Below are 16,060 nucleotides of genomic sequence, written 5' to 3' on the forward strand. Positions count from 1 at the left end.
CCATCCAGATTCATGAATTCCCGCTCATCGCGAGGGAAAATGAAGTCAAGACTGAGCAGCAACTGACCAATTGGCATTGGCAGAGGATTTGTCGGATAAAGTCGCAAATCGGTCGTTGTTGCGGCAATATTCAGGGATTGCGTCTTGGTTATAGACAATAACCAGTAGTTAATCTAATCCATTACCCACCACCAAGGCGGGCTGGCCACAACCTTTCAGTTCCGATTCGCATGCAAGCTTTTCCCAATGCAGATGCCTTGCGCGATCCGCGCTCCCTGGACGACCTGCTCCTGTACCGGCTGTCGCGCGCGGTGCGTGCCTGCAGCGGCATGGCAACCCGCCTGGTCGAAGGCGGCTTCGGCATCACGCATCGCGAGTGGGGAATGATCGGCATGCTCGCGCAGATCGGCGAGATCACCTCCTCCGCATTTGCCGAGCGCCTGCAACTGGACCGTGTGCGCACCTCGCGCGGCCTGCGCAGCCTCAGCGAGAAGAAACTGGTGGAGCGGCGCCAGGATGCGCAGGACGGCCGCGAAGTACATGTGCGCCTGAGCTCCACCGGCCGCGAGCTCTGCGACGCGCTGTTTCCGCGGGTCGCTCGCCTCAACATGGATCTTCTCGACGGCATCGACGCGGAGCACCTCGACATCTTTCTCGAGTGCCTGCACCGGCTCGAATTGCGCGGCAGGGAACTGAGCGCGCTGGGCGTGGTCCCGGAAAAAGCCGACCGCCGCTCGGGCGGCACGCGCCATCGATGGCCCGAGTGCGCGCCTGAGTACGGCTAGAACAAGTTGCCCTGCCCCGCAGCCCCAGGCGGCCGGAACGCGGTGACATCCAGCGGAATGCGCTCGCGGTTGTAGCCGAGGCGGTTCGTGGCCTTCTCGAAGCGCTGGTGGATCAGGTCGGCCCACAGGCCCGAGCCCTTCATGCGCGTGGCGAAGTCGGCGTCGTAGTCTTTGCCGCCGCGCATCTCGTGGATGCGCGCCATGATGCGGTCGGCGCGCTGCGGGTAGTGCAGCATCAGCCATTCCTTGAAGAGTGGCGCCACCTCCCACGGCAGCCGCACCACCGTGTAGAAGGCGCTGCGCGCGCCGGCCTCCCACGCGGCTTCGAGCACCTGCTCCATGTCTTCGGTCACGAAGGGAATCTGCGGCGCCACGCTCACGCCGACCGGCACGCCGGCGTCGGTCAGCGTGCGGATGGTGCGCAGCCGGCGATGCGGCGCAGCGGCGCGCGGCTCCAGCTTGCGGGCGAGTTCGCCGTCGAGCGTGGTCACGGTCACGTATACGGCCACCAGGTGGTCGGCCGCCATGGGCGCGATCAGGTCGAGGTCGCGCTCGATGGCGCTCGACTTGGTGACCAGCGCAAACGGATGCCGCGTTTCCTGCAGCAACTCGATGATCGAACGCGTGAGCCGCAGATCGCGCTCGATGGGCTGGTAGCAGTCGGTGGCAGTGCCGATGGCGATGTAGCTGGGCTTGTAACTCTTGCGCCCGAGCTCGGTGCGCAGCACCTCGACGATGTTGCGCTTGGCGATGAGCTTGGTCTCGAAGTCGAGTCCGGGCGAGAGATTCAGGTAGCTGTGCGTGGGCCGGGCGAAGCAGTAGATGCAGCCATGTTCGCAACCGCGGTACGGATTGAGCGATCGGTCGAAGTAGATGTCGGGCGAGTCGTTCCCGTTGAGCACCGACTTCACGTCCTCGAAGCGCACCTCGGTGGCAATGGGCTGGAGCTCATCGGCCTCGGCCACGCCTTCTTCGAGCGTGCCCCAGCCGTCGTCGAAGGCGTCGCGCTCGTCCTTCGAGAAGCGATGCGCGATATGCGTGGCCGCGCCGCGGCCCTTGATGGCGTGAATGGGGATCCGGGCAGCTGGCATGGCAACTCCTTCGAGGCTGGATTTACTGTTTATTCATACAGTATTCCACTGATTCACTGTTGTTGCCAGTTTTTAAATTTCTCTATTGACAGAAATTTCGTAAATCCTAAACTCGACGCCATGGAACTCACCGACATTCAACGCAAGTTCGTCCTGCACTGGGGCGAAATGGGCTCCATGTGGGGCGTCAACCGCACCGTCTCGCAGATCCACGCCCTGCTCTTCGCACACGGCAAGCCGATGAACGCCGAGGAGCTGTGCGACACGCTCGGCGTCGCCCGCTCCAACATCAGCAACAGCCTGAAGGAGCTGCAGGCCTGGAATCTCGTGCGCGTAACCCACACGCTGGGCGACCGGCGCGACTATTTCGAGACCAGCGTCGACGTGTGGGAGCTGTTTCGCACCGTCGTGCGCGAACGCAAGGAACGCGAATTCGACCCCACCGTACGCGTGCTGCGCGAACTGGTCTCCAGCCCCGACTTCCAGAAAGAACCGGCCGATGCACAGGACCGCATCCGCTCCACCATGGAACTCATGGACAAGCTCGCCACCTGGGCCGACGAAATGCTGCGGCTGTCGCCCGGCACGCTCGACAAGGTGATGACGCTGGGCGCGAGCGTGCAGAGGTTCGTGCGCGGCGATACCGCTGCGACCGGCAAGGGCGGCAAGGACGAAGACCCGGACGCGCACCATGCCAGCCTGCCGATGATCTGAGCCCTTTTTTTGCCCTTTAGTTTCTGTTTTGACAGAAATATCGAGAACCAAAAGCAGCATGAGCCACACCGCCCTTCCTGCCTACCCGCTCACGATCTACTTCGACGCAAGCTGCGTGATCTGCTCGGCCGAAATGGGCAGCCTCAAGGCGCGCGATGCGGGGGGCCGGCTGCAACTGGTCGACTGCTCGCCGCTGGCGTTCAGCAGCGGCCCGGCTCCGCGCGACGCGCTGATGGCGGCCATCCACGCATCGGACGCCGAAGGCCGGGTGTTCGTCGGCGTGCCCGCGATCCGCATCTGCCGCACAGCTGTCGGCTTGTCGAGCGGGAGCTTCCTGCTTGACCTGCCGATCGTCGCGCCGCTGGCCGACCGCGCCTATGCACTGCTGGCGCGCAATCGCTACCGCATTCCGCGCTGGCTGGCCGCAAGGCTCGCCGGGCGTGTCGCGCCTTCCTGCGACGACGGCAACTGCCGCCTCTGAGAACCAACGAACAAGCAACCACCGAGGGAATCGCCATGCCCACCGTCTTCCAGCCCGACTTCCGCGCGCCGCACGAAACGCCCCTGCGCACCCCGGCAAGCCACGCCAGCGCGCCCATCACGACCGAGGACACGCAGGACTACTTCACCGAAGTAGCGACCGACTACAGCGCCTGGAGCCCTAGCTACAACATGCACTTCGGCTTCTGGCGCGCGGGCCTGAACCCGCTGCGGCGCGAAGGCATGCTGGTGGAGATGAACCGCGCGGTCGGCCGTGCGCTGCGGCTCGGCGACGCACAGCCCGGCACCGCGCACCGCCGCTGCGTGATCGACATGGGCTGCGGCGCCGGCGCCACCGCGCGCACGCTGGTCGGCGACGATCCGTCGCTCTACGCCATCACCGTGACCAACGTCGCCGTGCAGAACCGCATTGCCGCGAAGCTCGACGCCGCCGCAGGCGTGGCCGACCGCATGGCGCACCTCGAAGCCGACTACACACGCACCGGCCTGCCCACCGCGCAGGCCGATGGTGCATGGGCCGTCGAAAGCGCCTGCTATGCCGACGGCACCGCCAAGGCCGACTTCATCCGCGAAGCCGCACGGCTGCTGAAGCCCGGTGCGCGGCTGGCTGTTGTCGACGGCTTTCTGCTGCGGCCCCGGCCCGGCCGCCTGGCAAGCTGGCTGCACCGCCTGTGGGCCGACAGCTGGGCCGTGCCCACGCTGGCCGTGCGCGAAGACTTCGTCGCCGCGCTGGGCGAGCACGGCTTCGACGACATCGAGGTGAAGTCGCTGCGCTGGCGCGTGGCGCCCAGCGCGCTGCACATCCCGGTGCTGGCCACCCGCTTCACGCTGGCCGAGCTCTGGAAGGCGCGCGGCAAGCTCAGCCCGTGGCGGCGCAAGCACATCGTGGCCAGCTACTGCGCGCTCGCGCTGGGCATGTTCTGGCGCGACTTCGACTACTGCATGGTCACGGCGAAGCGCCGTGCCGACTGACAGAACGAACAACACAAGCACAACGAGGAGAAGAGGTTTCCACATGAGCAACGACAACGAAGAAAGCAGGCTCTCCGAGCTCGCCCCCGCCGAGCAGGCCGAGCCCCGGCGCCGCATGCCCTTCGCATGGTTCTGGCCGATCCTGGCGGGCGCGCTCGTCGCGCTGGTGCTGCGTGTCGTCTTCAGCGGCGGGCCTGGCCAGCGCTTCTCCCCGATGCTCGGGTCGTTCGTGTACTTCGTGCCCGCCGTGTGCGGCGCGGTCACGGTGTACCTGGCCGAGCGCATCGAGCGGCGCAGCTGGGGCTACTACCTCTGGGCGCCCTGGGTGGCGACAGCGCTGTTCGTCACCGGCACGCTGGCGGTGTTCATCGAAGGCATCATCTGCGCCATCGTCATCATTCCGCTGTTCGCGGTGATGGGCAGCGTCGGCGGCCTGGCAATGGGCATCGTGTGCCGCATCACCAACTGGCCCAAGCCCGCGCTGTACAGCTTCGCCCTGATGCCGCTGCTGCTCGGCGGCATCGAGCCGCAACTGCCCAACCCGGACCAGTTCTCGAACACCTCGCGCACGCTCTTCATCGCCGCGCCGGCCGAGCGCGTGTGGCACGAGCTCAATGCCGCGCGCGACATCCGCCCCGCCGAAGTCGGCGACGCATGGGCCTACCGCATCGGCGTGCCGATGCCGGTGTCTGGGGTGACCGTCGACACGCCCGAGGGCCGCGTGCGCCAGGTGCAGTGGCAGAAGAACGTGCACTTCGAAGAAATCGTCACCGAGTGGCAGCCCAACCGCCTGCTGAAGTGGCGCTTTCGCTTCTCGCCCGACTCCTTCCCCGCCGGTGCGCTCGACGACCACGTGATGATCGGCGGCCAGTATTTCGACCTGCGCGACGCCACCTACACGCTGACCCCGCGTGAGGGCGGCACCGAGCTGCGCGTAGAAGTGTCGTGGCGCCTGAGCACGCGCTTCAACTGGTATGCGGACCGGGTCATGCAGATGCTGCTCAATGACGCCTCGGAGAACATCCTGCGCTTCTACAAGGCGCGCAGCGAAGCCACGGCAACGGCGGCAGCAGGATGACGATGCAACCCGTCTTCCAGCAGGCGCTCGGCCCCGCGTGGGACCGGCTCGGCGACGTCATCCGCCGCCACTACACGATGACGCCGTTCTCCGGCGACTACGTGTGCGTGCGCGGCACAATGAACGAGGTCTGGCACGCCCCCTGGGCCGCGCTGCTGATGCCCTTCGGCCGGCTGTTCGGCGCGCTCGTTCCGCACCAGGGCACGAATGTGCCGATCGAGGTGCACTACCGCTGCCACCCCGACGACGCCAATCTCTACTGGGACCGTGTCTTCCACTTTCCGGGAAAGCCGCCCTTCCATTTCCGCTCGCACATGGAACACGATGCGAAGCAAGGCAGCGAGGTGATCGAGTACGTGCGCTTCGGCATCGGCATGCGCCTGGCAGTGAGCGCAGAAGACGGCGCGGTGGTGTTCCGCGACATGGGCTACATCTGGCGCATCGCGGGGCTGCGCATTCCGCTGCCGCTGGGCCTCTTTCTCGGCACCGCCTATGTCGAGGAGCGGCCCGACCCCGCCGATGCCGACCACTTCACCATGAAGATGCTGCTGCGCCACCGCTGGTTCGGCGACGTGTTCCGCTACAGCGGGCGTTTTCACCTGGGCCCGCGGTTAGGGCCACAATGAGCGCACCATGCCACGCCGCCCCGAAAACCTCTACGCCCAGTACCACGCCCACGTCTATTTCGCGCCCGACACGGTGGCGCAGGCGCGCGCCCTCTGCGAGCGCGCGGGCCACGAGCTGATGGTGGTGGTCGGCCGCGTGCACGAGCGGCTGGTGGGGCCGCATCCGCACTGGAGCTGCCAGCTCGCCTTCGACGCCGCCGAGTTCGACCAGGTCATCGGCTGGCTCGACGCCAACCGCAACGGCCTCGACGTGTTCGTGCACGGCGTGACGGGCGACGACTTTGCCGACCACACAGCCCATGCCATGTGGCTGGGCGAAGAAAGCGCGCTCGACCTGCGGATGTTCCGCCACTAGGCCTTTTCTTCGACCCCGGCGCCGTGCACCTTGAAGAAGGTCGCGCCCTCGACCTTCTGGCCAATGGCCTTCTCATAGGCCGCGCGCACGTCCTCAGGCTGCCCGGCCTGGCCGAAGAAATCCTTCAGATACGGCCCCAGCAGCGGATGCGCGGCCAGTTCGGCACGCGGCAAGCCGTTCAGCATCTCGTCGCGGCACGCTGACGGCAGGAACACATCGCGGTTCTTTTCGGGATCGCGGATCAGCCCCTTGGGCTCGTGCGCCGGGTCGGCCTGCATTGCCTCGAGTTCCTCGAAGAAGCGGCGGCGCATCATCACGATGCCCTTGTCACTCTGGCCCAGCTTCTCGCGCGTGCGGTCGGTGATGGCGCCCTGCCCGACCCACACCACGAAGTCCTGGTTGGCCACATGACTGGTAATCCACCGCCCCGTCGCCGGGTCCTTGATGGGCCCGTACCACGAAGGAATGCGCTCCTGAACATAAGGTTCCTGCTCGCTCGGCACGCGGCTCAGCACCCACAGCACGCTGAGCGTGCGGTGGTCGTCGATGGGCACGCGCCATTCGAAGTGATGGCCGAGAAAGAAGCCGTTCGGCCACAGCGTGACGCGCCCGGTGGTCCACATCACGTTGTCTTCACGCTCGCCGCCGCGCAGGCGCTTGTAGACGAAGCCGTGCTCGAACTCCTCGAAGGCCAGCTTCAGGTGCGTGGGCACATAGGGCCCTTCTTCGCCCTGCAGGCGCGTGGTCCAGTTGTTGTGGGTCCACTCGAAGTGCACCGGGTCGATGGAGTTTTCCTGGCACTGGAACCAGTTGCACGGAATCTCCGCGAACACCGCCTGCGCAAAACCGTTCCTGCAGTTGAACAGCTCCCAGTCGGGCAAGAGCGGCGCGGGCTGCGGGCCCATGTAGGCCCATAGCAGGCCGGCCTTCTCCTGCACCGGGTAGGCCTTGATCTTCGTGTTCTGGCGCATGCGCGCGCCGGGGTCCAGCGTTTCCTCGAAGGGCTGGTGCACGCATTGGCCGCTCTGGTCGTACTGCCAGCCGTGGTAGCTGCAGCGCAGGCCGCACTGCTCGACGTAGCCGTACGACATGTCGGCATTGCGGTGCGGACAGCGGCGGTCGACCAGGCCGTAGTTGCCGCTCAGATCCTTGTAGAGCACCAGGTCCTCGCCGAGGATGCGCAGCGGCTTCACGGCCTTGTCGTCGAACTCGCTCGCACCGGCAATCGGGTGCCAGTAGCGGCGCAGGTAGTCGCCCATCGGCTTGCCGGGGCCCACTTCGGTCAGCAGGCGGTTCTTTTCTTCGCTCAGCATGCATCGTCTCCTTTTTCAATCGGCGCGGATGCCGAACTCGCGCACCAGCTTGCCGAAGCGCTGGTCGTCGTCTGCAATCTGCTGCGCCAGCACGGAGGGCGCGCCGCCCACGGGCTCGATGCCGAGCGCGGCCATCTTTGCCTGCACGTCGGGCATCTTCAGGATCTCGTTGAAGTGCTTGTTGAGCGCCTGCACAACGTCGGCCGGCATCGCCTTCGGGCCGAGCAACCCCATCCAGGCACTCACGTCCACGTCCTTGAAGCCCAGCTCGATGAAGGTGGGCACGTTGGGCATCAGCTTCGTTCGCTGGCGTTCCGCGACGGCGAGCGGAATCAGCTTGCCCGCGGCGATGTGGCCCGCCACGGCGCCGGGCGTGATCCAGCCCACGCTGACATGGCCGCCCAATGCATCGTTGACCACCGGCGCCACGCCGCGGTACGGCGCGTGCGTGGCCGCGATGCCCGCGTCCTTGTTGAGCAGTTCGCCCGCAATGTGCATCGGCGAACCGGCACCGGGCGTTCCGTAGGTCGTGGTTTTGCCGGCCTTCGCGCCGGCAACGAGTTGCGCCACGCTCTGGATGCCGGTCGACGGCGCGGTCACCAGCAGCAGCGGGATGTTTCCGGTCTTCACGATGGGCGTGAAGTCTTTCACCACGTCGTGCGCCACGCCGGGGCCGGTCTTCAGCACGTGCTGCGCAATGGGAAAGGTGCTGGGCGTGAAGAGCAGCGTGTAGCCGTCGGCCGGCGCCTTGGCGACCCAGACGTTGCCGATCATCCCGCTCGCGCCGGGCCGGTTGTCGACCAGCACCGGCTGGCCGATGCGCTGCGACAGCTTCTCGGCATAGGTGCGCGCGATGGCGTCGGTGTCGCCGCCGGCCGGGTAGGCCACGACGATGGTGATCGGCTTGGAGGGCCAGGCCTGCGCCATGGCCGCGGTGGCGGCGCATAGCGAAAGAACGGCTGCTGCAGCGGCACGGACCGCGTTTCGCGGGTGAAACATCATGCTCTTTTCCTTCTCGGTGGGACGACGTTGGTGTCGTCCGCACTGTAGGAACGGGGCCTCGAAGCCAGAAGATATAGTTTCACTGAGTGAACTTTTTTCCGGAGGCCAGCATGTCGGACACCACGGGCGCGCAGAGCGTGAAAGCCATCGACGCGCTGCGCCGCGGGCTCGACGTGATGCTGGCCATCCAGCGCTCGTCGGCCGTCACGCTGCAGGAGCTGCACCGCCAGACCGGCCTGTCGAAGGCCACGCTGCTGCGCATCCTCAAGACGCTGCAGCAGGCGGGCTGGGCCGAGCGCAGCGAGCACGACAGGCGCTACGTGCCCACGTCGGCCACCGGGCAGTCGGGGCCTGCAATGGCATGGCGCACGCGCCTGTCAGCGCTGGCGGCGCCCGCGCGCGCCACGCTGCAGCGGGTAGTGCCGTGGCCCATCGACCTGGGCGTGCGAGACGGCACGGCCATGCTCATCCTCGACACCGACCGGCCGCGCAACGGCCTGGCCGTCAACTACCGTGCGCTGGGCTTTCGTCCGCCGATGCTGCTGTCTTCACTGGGGCGCTGCTATCTCTCGTTCTGCCCGGAAGACGAGCGACGCGAAATCCTCGCGGCGCTGGCGCGTTCGCCCAACGACTTCGACCGCACCGCGCGGCGGCCCGAAAACATCCGGCGCATGGTGGCGCACGCGCGCGACCTCGGCTACGTGGCGCGCGACCCGACTTCGACCAGCATGGATTCGCCCGACCGCTTCGGCGCGATCTCGGTGCCACTGCGCCAAGGCGAGCTGGTGGTGGGCTGCCTCAGCTGCGCCTGGCTGCCGGCGGTGAAGAGCGAGCGCGAGATCGTCTCGGCCCACCTGGCCGACCTGCAGCAGGCCGCGCAGAACATCGAGCGCAAGCTCGCGCAGGCCGGCTTCGAGCCGCCCCCGGCGAGTTCATGAAGCGCGCGGCTCAGAACTCCGCGTCGAGCTCGTCGATCTCTTCCGGCTCCTGCTTCGCGGCCGTCACCCATTCCTTCATGGCCGGCAGTTCCATCACGCGCTTGCAGTAAGCCGCGCACACGCTGTCTAGCGCCACGTCGTAGCTCAGGAAGCGCGTGACCACCGGCGCGTACATCGCGTCGGCCATGCCCGGCTGCTTGCCGAACAGGAAGGGGCCGCCGTACGCCTTGAGGCATTCGCGCCAGATGGCGACGATGCGATCGATGTCGGCCTGCGCGCGCGACCACACCTTGAAGTTCTTGAAATGGGCCTTGATGTTCATCGGCAGCGCGCCGCGCATCGAGCCGAAGCCCGAGTGCATCTCGCCGCAGATGGCGCGGCAATGGGCGCGGGCCGCCACGTCGTCCGGCAGCAGGCCGGCCTTGGGCTTGATCTCGTTGAGGTATTCGCCGATGGCCAGCGTGTCCCACACCTTCACGCTGCCGTGCTGCAGCGAGGGCACCAGCATCGACGAAGACAGCAGCAGCATCTCGGCCTTCATGGCCGGATCGTCGGGCGGAATGACCTTCTCGCTGAAGTCCAGCCCGGCCAGCCTGCACATCAGCCAGCCGCGCAGCGCCCACGCGCCGTAGTTCTTGCTGCTGATGGTGAGAACGGGTTTGGCCATCGTGAAGCTCCTTGGGCGTTGTGCTGTTGCGTGCAAGCGCCATGCCATGCGGTTGGCCCGCAACTTGCCTGCGAGGTATTCATGCTGTACCGGGCCTACCAGAACCAAGCCGACCTGCTCTCTCCGGCGCGGCTCGCGGCGCAGTACATGAGCAAGGCCCTGTGGAAAGACGGCACGGAGCGCACCATATTGCGGCGCATGGCCGCCCAGTTCGAGGTGTTCTCGCGCATGCGGCTGACCCACACGCGGCCCGACTACGACATACACAGCGTCATGGTCGACGGCGCGGAAGTGGCCGTGCACGAGGAGACGACCCTCGTTTCACCCTTCGGCACCCTGCTGCATTTCCGCAAGGACACCGATGCGGTGCACCCGCCGGTGCTGCTGGCCGCACCACTGTCGGGCCATTTCGCCACGCTGCTGCGCGAAACCGTGCGCACCCTGCTGCGCGACCACGACGTGTACCTGACCGACTGGCACAACGCGCGCGACGTGCCGCTGTGGCACGGCGGCTTCGGCCTGGACGACTACACGCTGCAGCTCATCAGCTTCCTGGAGGCCGTGGGGCCGGGCGTGCACATGGTCGCGGTCTGCCAGCCCTGCGTGGCCGCGCTGGCGGCCACCGCGCTGATGGCCGAAGACGACAACCCCGCCACGCCGCGCAGCCTCACGCTGATGGCCGGCCCGGTCGATTGCCGCATCAACCCGACCGGCGTGAACACGCTGGCCACCAGCAAGCCCATCGAGTGGTTCAGGCGCAACCTCATCAGCCACGTGCCGTGGCCGCACGCCGGCATGATGCGGCGCGTGTACCCGGGCTTCCTGCAGCTCTCGGCCTTCATGAGCATGAACCCCGAGCGGCACAAGAAGCAGTTCGAGGACATGTACAGCCATCTGGTCGAGGGCGACATCGAGAAGGCCCGCACCATCGGCACCTTCTACGACGAATACCTGGCCGTGAACGACCTGCCGGCAGAGTTCTACCTGGAGACCGTCGAGCGTGTCTTCCAGACGTATGACCTGCCACGAGGCGTGCTCACCGTGGGCGACCGTACCGTGAACCCAGCAGCCATCCGCCGCACCGCGCTGCTGACGGTCGAAGGCGAGCGCGACGACATCTGCGCCGTGGGCCAGACAGTGGCGGCGCAAGACCTCTGCACGGGCATCCGGCCGTACCTCAAGACGCATCACCTGCAGGCCGGCGTGGGGCACTACGGGGTGTTCAGCGGCAGCAAGTGGAATGCGCAGATCTATCCGCGCGTGCGGGAGACTATCCACGCCGCGGCTGAGCTGAACGGCTAGGACTGGCGCCGCGCGCGCACGCCCTTGCCGCTCACGCGCCGCACCATCGCCTCGCCGGCTTGCGGCAGCCGCTCGCGCAGGAACGCGATCAACTCCTGCGCCACCACATTGCGCATCGGCCCCGGCAGGTAGGCCAACACCACGCGGCGCTCGACGCGTGGCTTCAGCAACGGCACCACCACCAGTTCGGGGTCGCGCAGCGACGAGGTGTACAGGCGCGGCATCAGGCCCAGCGCCTGCCCGCTGCGCACCAGCGCATAGAGCGTCTCGGAATAGCTCACACGGTACGGTTCCGGGCCCTGCGCGAACTGCGCGCGCGCCGGGTTGCCCAGCGCAGGCATGCTGCCGCGTTCGAACAGCACCAGCCGCTCCTTGCCGATGGCCTCCCACTGGGCATCTCCGGCTGCTGCCAGCGCGTGGTCGCGCCGCACCACCAGCACCAGCGGGTCGCGGAACAGGTCGATGCAGGTCAGCCCGCCCGGCGGCTCGGTGATGGCGGCCACCGCCATGTCGATCTGCCCGCTGCGCAGTTCGGCCAGCAGCGTGTTCGAGGGGGCATCGCGCCAGGCCAGCTCCACCTCGCGCTGCCCACTCTGCAAAAACTCGCTGGCAGCCGCCGCCACGCGCGCACTGGCCGAGGGAATCACGCCGATGCGCACGAAGGCGCGGCCGCGCTGCACCGTGCTTTCGATGTCGCGCAGCGCCACCTCGAAGGTGTTGACCAGGAAGTCGGTGCGCGCCAGCACCTCGGCGCCCACGGGCGTGAGCTCCAGCCGGTGGGTGGAGCGCGTGAGCAGTTCGGCGCCGAGCAGCTTCTCCATCTGCTTGATGGCGTTGCTCAAGGCCGGCTGCGTGATGGCGAGCCGGCGCGCGGCACGGCCGAACTGGCCTTCTTCCACCAGCACCGAGAAGAACTGCAGCTGGCGCAACGTGAGTGCACGCAGGGGCATGACGGCCATGGGCGAATCCCCGGTTATTGATTCAGTGAATCAAATTATAGAAATTCAAAATTTTCTTTATGAGAGCGCCGTTACTAGACTGGTCAGCATGACCAGCCCCACGCCTGCCACCACCGCGCCTCTCGCGCTGGAATCGATGCTCCGTGCCATGCCCAAGGCCGAGTTGCATTGCCACCTGTTCGGCACGGTGCGCCACGAAACCTTCAAGCAGCTCAACCTGCGCGCCGGCTCGCCGCTGGCGGCCGACGAGATCGAGGGCTTCTACACGCGCGGCGAAAAGCCCGTCGGCGTGCTGCGGGTGCTGCGCGCGCTCGACGCCCAACTGGTGCGCAGCGCCGGCGACCTTTATCAGCTCACGCTCGAATACCTGCAGGACGCGGCCTCGCACAACGTGCGCTACGCCGAGTTCTTCTGGAACCCGACCGGTACGGTGCACGAGTCGGGCATTGCCTACCCGCTCGCGCAAGGCGCCATCGTCCGCGCGATCCAGGACGCGCAACAGGAATTCGGCATCGTCGGCCGCCTCATCGCCGCCATCGACCGCGAAGCCAGGCCCGAGGCGGCCGTGGAGATGGTCGAGTGGGTCAAGGCGCATCGCTGCGAGGAGGTGATCGGCATCGGCATCGACTACCGCGAGGTCGACCGTCCGCCCGAACTGTTCACGCAGGCCTACGCCGATGCGAAGAAGGCGGGCCTGAAGACCACCGCGCACGCGGGCGAGTTCGGCATGCCCTGGACCAACGTGCGCACTGCGCTCGACGTGCTGCAGGTCGACCGCATCGACCACGGCTACACGGTGGTCGACCAGCCCGACTTCGCGCGCGAATGTGCTGATCGCGGCGTGATCTTCACAGTGGTGCCGACCAACTCGTACTACCTGCGCACGCTGCCGCCCGAGCGATGGGCCATCGACCATCCGATCCGCCGCATGCCCGGCCTGGGCCTGCGCATCCACCCCAACACCGACGACCCGACGCTGCACAAGGTCACGCCCACGCAGGCCTGGCTGATGATGGTGCGCGACTTCGGCTTCGGCCTGGATGACCTGCGCGGCTTCATGCACAACGGCCTGGACGGTGCGTGGATCGACGACACGCAGCGCCGCGCATGGCGCACGCAGTGGAGCGATGAATTCGACACGCTGCGCGCCCGCCTCGATACCGAACCCGCCCCCACCACCCTCGAATGACCCACGCCATGAACACCCCTCGCCGCCTGCTTCTCGCCGCCGCACTCTGCGCCGCGCTTCCTACCGCGGCCCTCGCGCAGGCATGGCCCGCTGCCAAGCCCATCACGCTGATCGTTCCCTACACGGCCGGCGGCAGCGTGGACGTGAATGCGCGCCTCGTCGCACAGCGCCTTGGCGAGCGGCTCAAGCAGTCGGTCGTCATCGAGAACGTGAGTGGCGCGGGCGGCGCCATCGGCGTTGCCAAGGCCGTAAACGCCACGCCCGACGGCTACACGCTGGTGGTGGGGCCCGACAGCGCCATTGCCATCGGCAAGCTGGTCAACCCCACGGCCTTCCGCTTCGATCCGCTGAAAGACCTGGCGCCGGTCGGCCTGCTCAACACTGCGCCGATGGTGCTGGTGGCGCGCCCCGGCCTCGAGGCCCAGACTTTTTCCGACTTCGTGAAGCTCGCGAAGGCCAAGCCCGGCAAATACAACTACGCGACCTCGGGCGTGGGCACGGTGCTGCAACTGGCCATGGAGCTGCTGAAGGAACGCAGCGGCATCTTCGTCACGCACGTGCCCTACCGCGGCGGCGCGCAGATTGCCACCGACGTGATCGGCGACCAGGTCGACCTGGCGATGCTGGTGAGCACCAGCGCCATTCCGCACGTGAACGGAAAGCGGCTGAAGGCGCTCGGCATCACCAGCAGCAAGCGGCTGGCCGCGCTGCCCAACGTGCCTACCTTCGACGAGATGCCCGGCCTCAAGGGCTTCGACATGGTGAGCTGGACCGGCATCTTCGCGCCTGCGAAAACGCCGCCGGCCGTGGTCGCGCAGATCAACCACGAGCTCAACGCTGTGCTGCAGGAAGAAGGCGTGCGCGGCAAGCTGATGGAGCAAGGCGCGCTGCCGGGCAGCGGCACGCCCGAGAGCTTCGCGAAGTTCGTGCAGACGGAGTACGCGCGCAACCAGAAGATCGTGCAGACGGCCAACATCAAGGAGTGAGCGCGTGAAGACGACGCCCATGCTGTCCCGCCGCGCCCTGCTGGGCGTGTCCGCCGCCGGCCTTGCAGGCATGGCCTTCGCGCAGAGCCCAAGCCCCGCCGAACTGGCACAGGCGCTTGCCGGCACGCCCGCCACGCGGTTGCCGCCCGTGGCAGGCAAGCGCCAGGTCATCATCGACACCGACCCCGGCCAGGACGACGCCATCGCGCTGCTGATGGCCATGGCCGCGACCGACCGGCTCGACATCAAGGCGCTGACGGTGAGCGTGGGCAACCTGCCGCTGACGGTGACAGAGAAGAACGCGCGCATCGTGCGCGACTGGGCAGGCCGGCCCGAGATTCCGGTCTACGCCGGCTACCCGCGCCCGCTGGTGCGCGAACCCATCTTCGCCGACGACGTACAAGGCAAGACCGGCATGGAAGGCCCGACGCTGCACGAGCCACGCGGCCCGCTGATGCCCACGCACGCGGTGCAGTACCTCATCGACACGCTGCGCGCCGCAGCGCCGAAAAGCATCACGCTCGCGGGCCTGGGGCCGCTGACCAACTTCGCGGCGGCGCTCAACTCGGCACCCGACATCAAGCCCGCCATTGCCGAGATCGTGGTGATGGACGGTTCCTGGGACGTGGGCGGCAACATCACGCCCGCCGCCACCTTCAACGTGTACGCAGACCCCGAGGCGGCATCGATCGTGTTCCGCAGCGGCGTGCCCGTCACGGCCATGTCGCACGACGCGGCGCGCCGCGTGCTGCTGACACCCGAGCGCATCGTGCCCTTCCGCACCATGGGCAACAACGCCGGCAAGGTGGTGGCGGATATCTTCGATTCGATGATGGCGTACGGCCAGCGCCGCCGGGGCGTGGCGGTCGGGCCGATCTACGACCCGTGCGTGATCGCGTATCTGCTCAAGCCCGAACTCTTCAAGGGCGCGAAGGTGAGCGTCGATGTGGAAACCAAGGGCGAGTTCACGACCGGCGCGACGGTGGTCGACTTTCGCGGCTACACCCGCCGCACGCCCAATACGCTGTGGATCAGCGAGGCCGATACCGAAGGCTTCTACACGCTGCTGCGCGCGCAGATCGCGCGGCTGCCCTGAGCGGGCTGGCCAGGATCAGCCGGCCTTTTCGTCTTCCGCCGGCCAGTCGCGGATGTAGGCCTTGAGCATCTTGTTCTCGAAGTTCTGGCTGTCCACCACGGCCTTGGCCACGTCGTAGAAGCTGATCACGCCCATCAGCATGCGCTTGTCCATCACGGGCATGTAGCGCGCGTGGCGCTCCAGCATGATGCGGCGGATTTCGTCGAGGTCGGTTTCCAGCGTGCAGGTGACGGGGGCGTCGTCCATGGCCTTGCGGACCAGCGTGGTGCCGACCTGGCCGCCGTTGCCGACGATGGCCACGATGACTTCCCGGAAGGTGAGCATGCCGACCAGGTCGCCGTGCTCCATGACCACCAGCGAGCCGATGTCCTTTTCCGCCATGGTGTTGGCGGCTTCTGCCAGCAGGTCGTCTGGCGTGATGGTGAAGAGCGTATTGCCCTTGACGCGAAGGATGTCGCTGACTTTCATCGTGTGCTCCTCTCGGAC

The 16,060-nt window shown here is 67.0% G+C and carries 18 protein-coding genes; 12 read left to right on the plus strand and 6 right to left on the minus strand.

All coding sequences use genetic code 11. The features are described 5' to 3' along the window. Positions 1-230 precede the first annotated feature (230 nt). Positions 231-785, plus strand: coding sequence for a MarR family winged helix-turn-helix transcriptional regulator (locus ACTG4X_RS23765; protein ID WP_093051513.1), 555 nt, complete (start codon positions 231-233; stop codon positions 783-785). On the opposite strand, the gene ACTG4X_RS23770 is transcribed toward ACTG4X_RS23765, so the two are convergent. Further along, positions 782-1,876 carry a PA0069 family radical SAM protein gene (locus ACTG4X_RS23770; protein ID WP_440532041.1) on the minus strand — a complete coding sequence of 365 codons (1,095 nt, stop codon included), beginning with the start codon at positions 1,874-1,876 and terminating at the stop codon, positions 782-784. The genes ACTG4X_RS23765 and ACTG4X_RS23770 overlap by 4 nt on opposite strands. Positions 1,877-1,996: 120 nt before the next feature. On the opposite strand from ACTG4X_RS23770, the gene ACTG4X_RS23775 reads away from it, so the two are divergent. Genes ACTG4X_RS23775 through ACTG4X_RS23800 form a run of 6 tightly spaced genes read left to right on the plus strand, consistent with a single transcriptional unit; the run spans position 1,997 to position 6,122 of the window. Further along, positions 1,997-2,590: a GbsR/MarR family transcriptional regulator gene (locus ACTG4X_RS23775; RefSeq protein WP_440532042.1), complete on the plus strand. Its 594-nt coding sequence runs from the start codon at positions 1,997-1,999 to the stop codon at positions 2,588-2,590. A gap of 58 nt (positions 2,591-2,648) precedes the next feature. Continuing rightward, positions 2,649-3,071 (plus strand): thiol-disulfide oxidoreductase DCC family protein, encoded by a 423-nt coding sequence (locus tag ACTG4X_RS23780; protein WP_440532043.1) that lies wholly within the window; start codon positions 2,649-2,651, stop codon positions 3,069-3,071. 35 nt (positions 3,072-3,106) lie between these two features. Continuing rightward, the gene (locus ACTG4X_RS23785; RefSeq protein ID WP_440532044.1) at positions 3,107-4,063 is read left to right on the plus strand and encodes an SAM-dependent methyltransferase; all 957 of its coding nucleotides are present in this window, start codon (positions 3,107-3,109) and stop codon (positions 4,061-4,063) included. A gap of 43 nt (positions 4,064-4,106) precedes the next feature. Further along, complete coding sequence (locus ACTG4X_RS23790; protein WP_440532045.1) at positions 4,107-5,141, plus strand: SRPBCC domain-containing protein; 1,035 nt, start codon at positions 4,107-4,109, stop codon at positions 5,139-5,141. Next, positions 5,138-5,767, plus strand: coding sequence for a DUF4166 domain-containing protein (locus ACTG4X_RS23795; RefSeq protein WP_440532046.1), 630 nt, complete (start codon positions 5,138-5,140; stop codon positions 5,765-5,767). The genes ACTG4X_RS23790 and ACTG4X_RS23795 overlap by 4 nt, the downstream gene beginning before the upstream one ends. A gap of 7 nt (positions 5,768-5,774) precedes the next feature. After that, positions 5,775-6,122: a DOPA 4,5-dioxygenase family protein gene (locus ACTG4X_RS23800; protein ID WP_093051535.1), complete on the plus strand. Its 348-nt coding sequence runs from the start codon at positions 5,775-5,777 to the stop codon at positions 6,120-6,122. On the opposite strand, the gene ACTG4X_RS23805 is transcribed toward ACTG4X_RS23800, so the two are convergent. Together ACTG4X_RS23805 and ACTG4X_RS23810 are read right to left on the minus strand one after the other, a co-directional pair. Beyond that, positions 6,119-7,435, minus strand: a complete 1,317-nt coding sequence (locus tag ACTG4X_RS23805; protein WP_440532047.1) for a Rieske 2Fe-2S domain-containing protein — start codon at positions 7,433-7,435, stop codon at positions 6,119-6,121. The genes ACTG4X_RS23800 and ACTG4X_RS23805 overlap by 4 nt on opposite strands. A gap of 15 nt (positions 7,436-7,450) precedes the next feature. Further along, positions 7,451-8,437: a tripartite tricarboxylate transporter substrate binding protein gene (locus ACTG4X_RS23810; RefSeq protein ID WP_440532048.1), complete on the minus strand. Its 987-nt coding sequence runs from the start codon at positions 8,435-8,437 to the stop codon at positions 7,451-7,453. A gap of 110 nt (positions 8,438-8,547) precedes the next feature. Here ACTG4X_RS23810 and ACTG4X_RS23815 point away from each other — a divergent pair, with 110 nt between their 5' ends. Next, positions 8,548-9,375: an IclR family transcriptional regulator domain-containing protein gene (locus ACTG4X_RS23815; protein WP_307614971.1), complete on the plus strand. Its 828-nt coding sequence runs from the start codon at positions 8,548-8,550 to the stop codon at positions 9,373-9,375. 10 nt (positions 9,376-9,385) lie between these two features. On the opposite strand, the gene ACTG4X_RS23820 is transcribed toward ACTG4X_RS23815, so the two are convergent. Further along, positions 9,386-10,042 carry a glutathione S-transferase gene (locus ACTG4X_RS23820; RefSeq protein WP_093051545.1) on the minus strand — a complete coding sequence of 219 codons (657 nt, stop codon included), beginning with the start codon at positions 10,040-10,042 and terminating at the stop codon, positions 9,386-9,388. 81 nt (positions 10,043-10,123) lie between these two features. Between ACTG4X_RS23820 and ACTG4X_RS23825 the strand changes: the two genes are divergently transcribed. Beyond that, positions 10,124-11,344 carry a polyhydroxyalkanoate depolymerase gene (locus ACTG4X_RS23825; protein ID WP_440532049.1) on the plus strand — a complete coding sequence of 407 codons (1,221 nt, stop codon included), beginning with the start codon at positions 10,124-10,126 and terminating at the stop codon, positions 11,342-11,344. Here ACTG4X_RS23825 and ACTG4X_RS23830 read toward each other — a convergent pair. Next, positions 11,341-12,303 carry a LysR family transcriptional regulator gene (locus tag ACTG4X_RS23830; RefSeq protein ID WP_440532050.1) on the minus strand — a complete coding sequence of 321 codons (963 nt, stop codon included), beginning with the start codon at positions 12,301-12,303 and terminating at the stop codon, positions 11,341-11,343. The two genes, ACTG4X_RS23825 and ACTG4X_RS23830, sit on opposite strands and share 4 nt — an antisense overlap. Positions 12,304-12,391: 88 nt before the next feature. On the opposite strand from ACTG4X_RS23830, the gene ACTG4X_RS23835 reads away from it, so the two are divergent. The 3 genes from ACTG4X_RS23835 to ACTG4X_RS23845 are packed head-to-tail and all read left to right on the plus strand — an operon-like array spanning position 12,392 to position 15,574. Beyond that, on the plus strand, positions 12,392-13,492 hold the full coding sequence (locus tag ACTG4X_RS23835; protein WP_177142361.1) for an adenosine deaminase family protein: 1,101 nt from the start codon (positions 12,392-12,394) through the stop codon (positions 13,490-13,492). Between the two features lie 8 nt (positions 13,493-13,500). Further along, a complete protein-coding gene (locus ACTG4X_RS23840; protein WP_256216819.1) occupies positions 13,501-14,478 on the plus strand; it encodes a Bug family tripartite tricarboxylate transporter substrate binding protein in 978 nt (325 codons plus the stop codon). Between the two features lie 19 nt (positions 14,479-14,497). Further along, positions 14,498-15,574, plus strand: a complete 1,077-nt coding sequence (locus ACTG4X_RS23845; protein ID WP_440534420.1) for a nucleoside hydrolase — start codon at positions 14,498-14,500, stop codon at positions 15,572-15,574. A gap of 15 nt (positions 15,575-15,589) precedes the next feature. Here the strand turns inward: ACTG4X_RS23845 and ACTG4X_RS23850 are convergent, their stop codons facing one another. Further along, complete coding sequence (locus ACTG4X_RS23850) at positions 15,590-16,042, minus strand: CBS domain-containing protein (RefSeq protein WP_093051560.1); 453 nt, start codon at positions 16,040-16,042, stop codon at positions 15,590-15,592. Positions 16,043-16,060: the final 18 nt, after the last annotated feature.

Origin of the sequence: Variovorax sp. YR566 (assembly GCF_051992195.1) — a bacterium.
Lineage (GTDB): Bacteria > Pseudomonadota > Gammaproteobacteria > Burkholderiales > Burkholderiaceae_C > Variovorax.

What these genes read in the sequence shown, in the direction of transcription:
- ACTG4X_RS23765 (WP_093051513.1), top strand. Translation starts at nt 231, where the DNA reads ATGCAAGCTTTTCCCAATGCAGATGCCTTGCGCGATCCGCGCTCCCTG.
- ACTG4X_RS23770 (WP_440532041.1), bottom strand. Translation starts at nt 1,876, where the DNA reads ATGCCAGCTGCCCGGATCCCCATTCACGCCATCAAGGGCCGCGGCGCG.
- ACTG4X_RS23775 (WP_440532042.1), top strand. Translation starts at nt 1,997, where the DNA reads ATGGAACTCACCGACATTCAACGCAAGTTCGTCCTGCACTGGGGCGAA.
- ACTG4X_RS23780 (WP_440532043.1), top strand. Translation starts at nt 2,649, where the DNA reads ATGAGCCACACCGCCCTTCCTGCCTACCCGCTCACGATCTACTTCGAC.
- ACTG4X_RS23785 (WP_440532044.1), top strand. Translation starts at nt 3,107, where the DNA reads ATGCCCACCGTCTTCCAGCCCGACTTCCGCGCGCCGCACGAAACGCCC.
- ACTG4X_RS23790 (WP_440532045.1), top strand. Translation starts at nt 4,107, where the DNA reads ATGAGCAACGACAACGAAGAAAGCAGGCTCTCCGAGCTCGCCCCCGCC.
- ACTG4X_RS23795 (WP_440532046.1), top strand. Translation starts at nt 5,138, where the DNA reads ATGACGATGCAACCCGTCTTCCAGCAGGCGCTCGGCCCCGCGTGGGAC.
- ACTG4X_RS23800 (WP_093051535.1), top strand. Translation starts at nt 5,775, where the DNA reads ATGCCACGCCGCCCCGAAAACCTCTACGCCCAGTACCACGCCCACGTC.
- ACTG4X_RS23805 (WP_440532047.1), bottom strand. Translation starts at nt 7,435, where the DNA reads ATGCTGAGCGAAGAAAAGAACCGCCTGCTGACCGAAGTGGGCCCCGGC.
- ACTG4X_RS23810 (WP_440532048.1), bottom strand. Translation starts at nt 8,437, where the DNA reads ATGATGTTTCACCCGCGAAACGCGGTCCGTGCCGCTGCAGCAGCCGTT.
- ACTG4X_RS23815 (WP_307614971.1), top strand. Translation starts at nt 8,548, where the DNA reads ATGTCGGACACCACGGGCGCGCAGAGCGTGAAAGCCATCGACGCGCTG.
- ACTG4X_RS23820 (WP_093051545.1), bottom strand. Translation starts at nt 10,042, where the DNA reads ATGGCCAAACCCGTTCTCACCATCAGCAGCAAGAACTACGGCGCGTGG.
- ACTG4X_RS23825 (WP_440532049.1), top strand. Translation starts at nt 10,124, where the DNA reads ATGCTGTACCGGGCCTACCAGAACCAAGCCGACCTGCTCTCTCCGGCG.
- ACTG4X_RS23830 (WP_440532050.1), bottom strand. Translation starts at nt 12,303, where the DNA reads ATGGCCGTCATGCCCCTGCGTGCACTCACGTTGCGCCAGCTGCAGTTC.
- ACTG4X_RS23835 (WP_177142361.1), top strand. Translation starts at nt 12,392, where the DNA reads ATGACCAGCCCCACGCCTGCCACCACCGCGCCTCTCGCGCTGGAATCG.
- ACTG4X_RS23840 (WP_256216819.1), top strand. Translation starts at nt 13,501, where the DNA reads ATGAACACCCCTCGCCGCCTGCTTCTCGCCGCCGCACTCTGCGCCGCG.
- ACTG4X_RS23845 (WP_440534420.1), top strand. Translation starts at nt 14,498, where the DNA reads ATGCTGTCCCGCCGCGCCCTGCTGGGCGTGTCCGCCGCCGGCCTTGCA.
- ACTG4X_RS23850 (WP_093051560.1), bottom strand. Translation starts at nt 16,042, where the DNA reads ATGAAAGTCAGCGACATCCTTCGCGTCAAGGGCAATACGCTCTTCACC.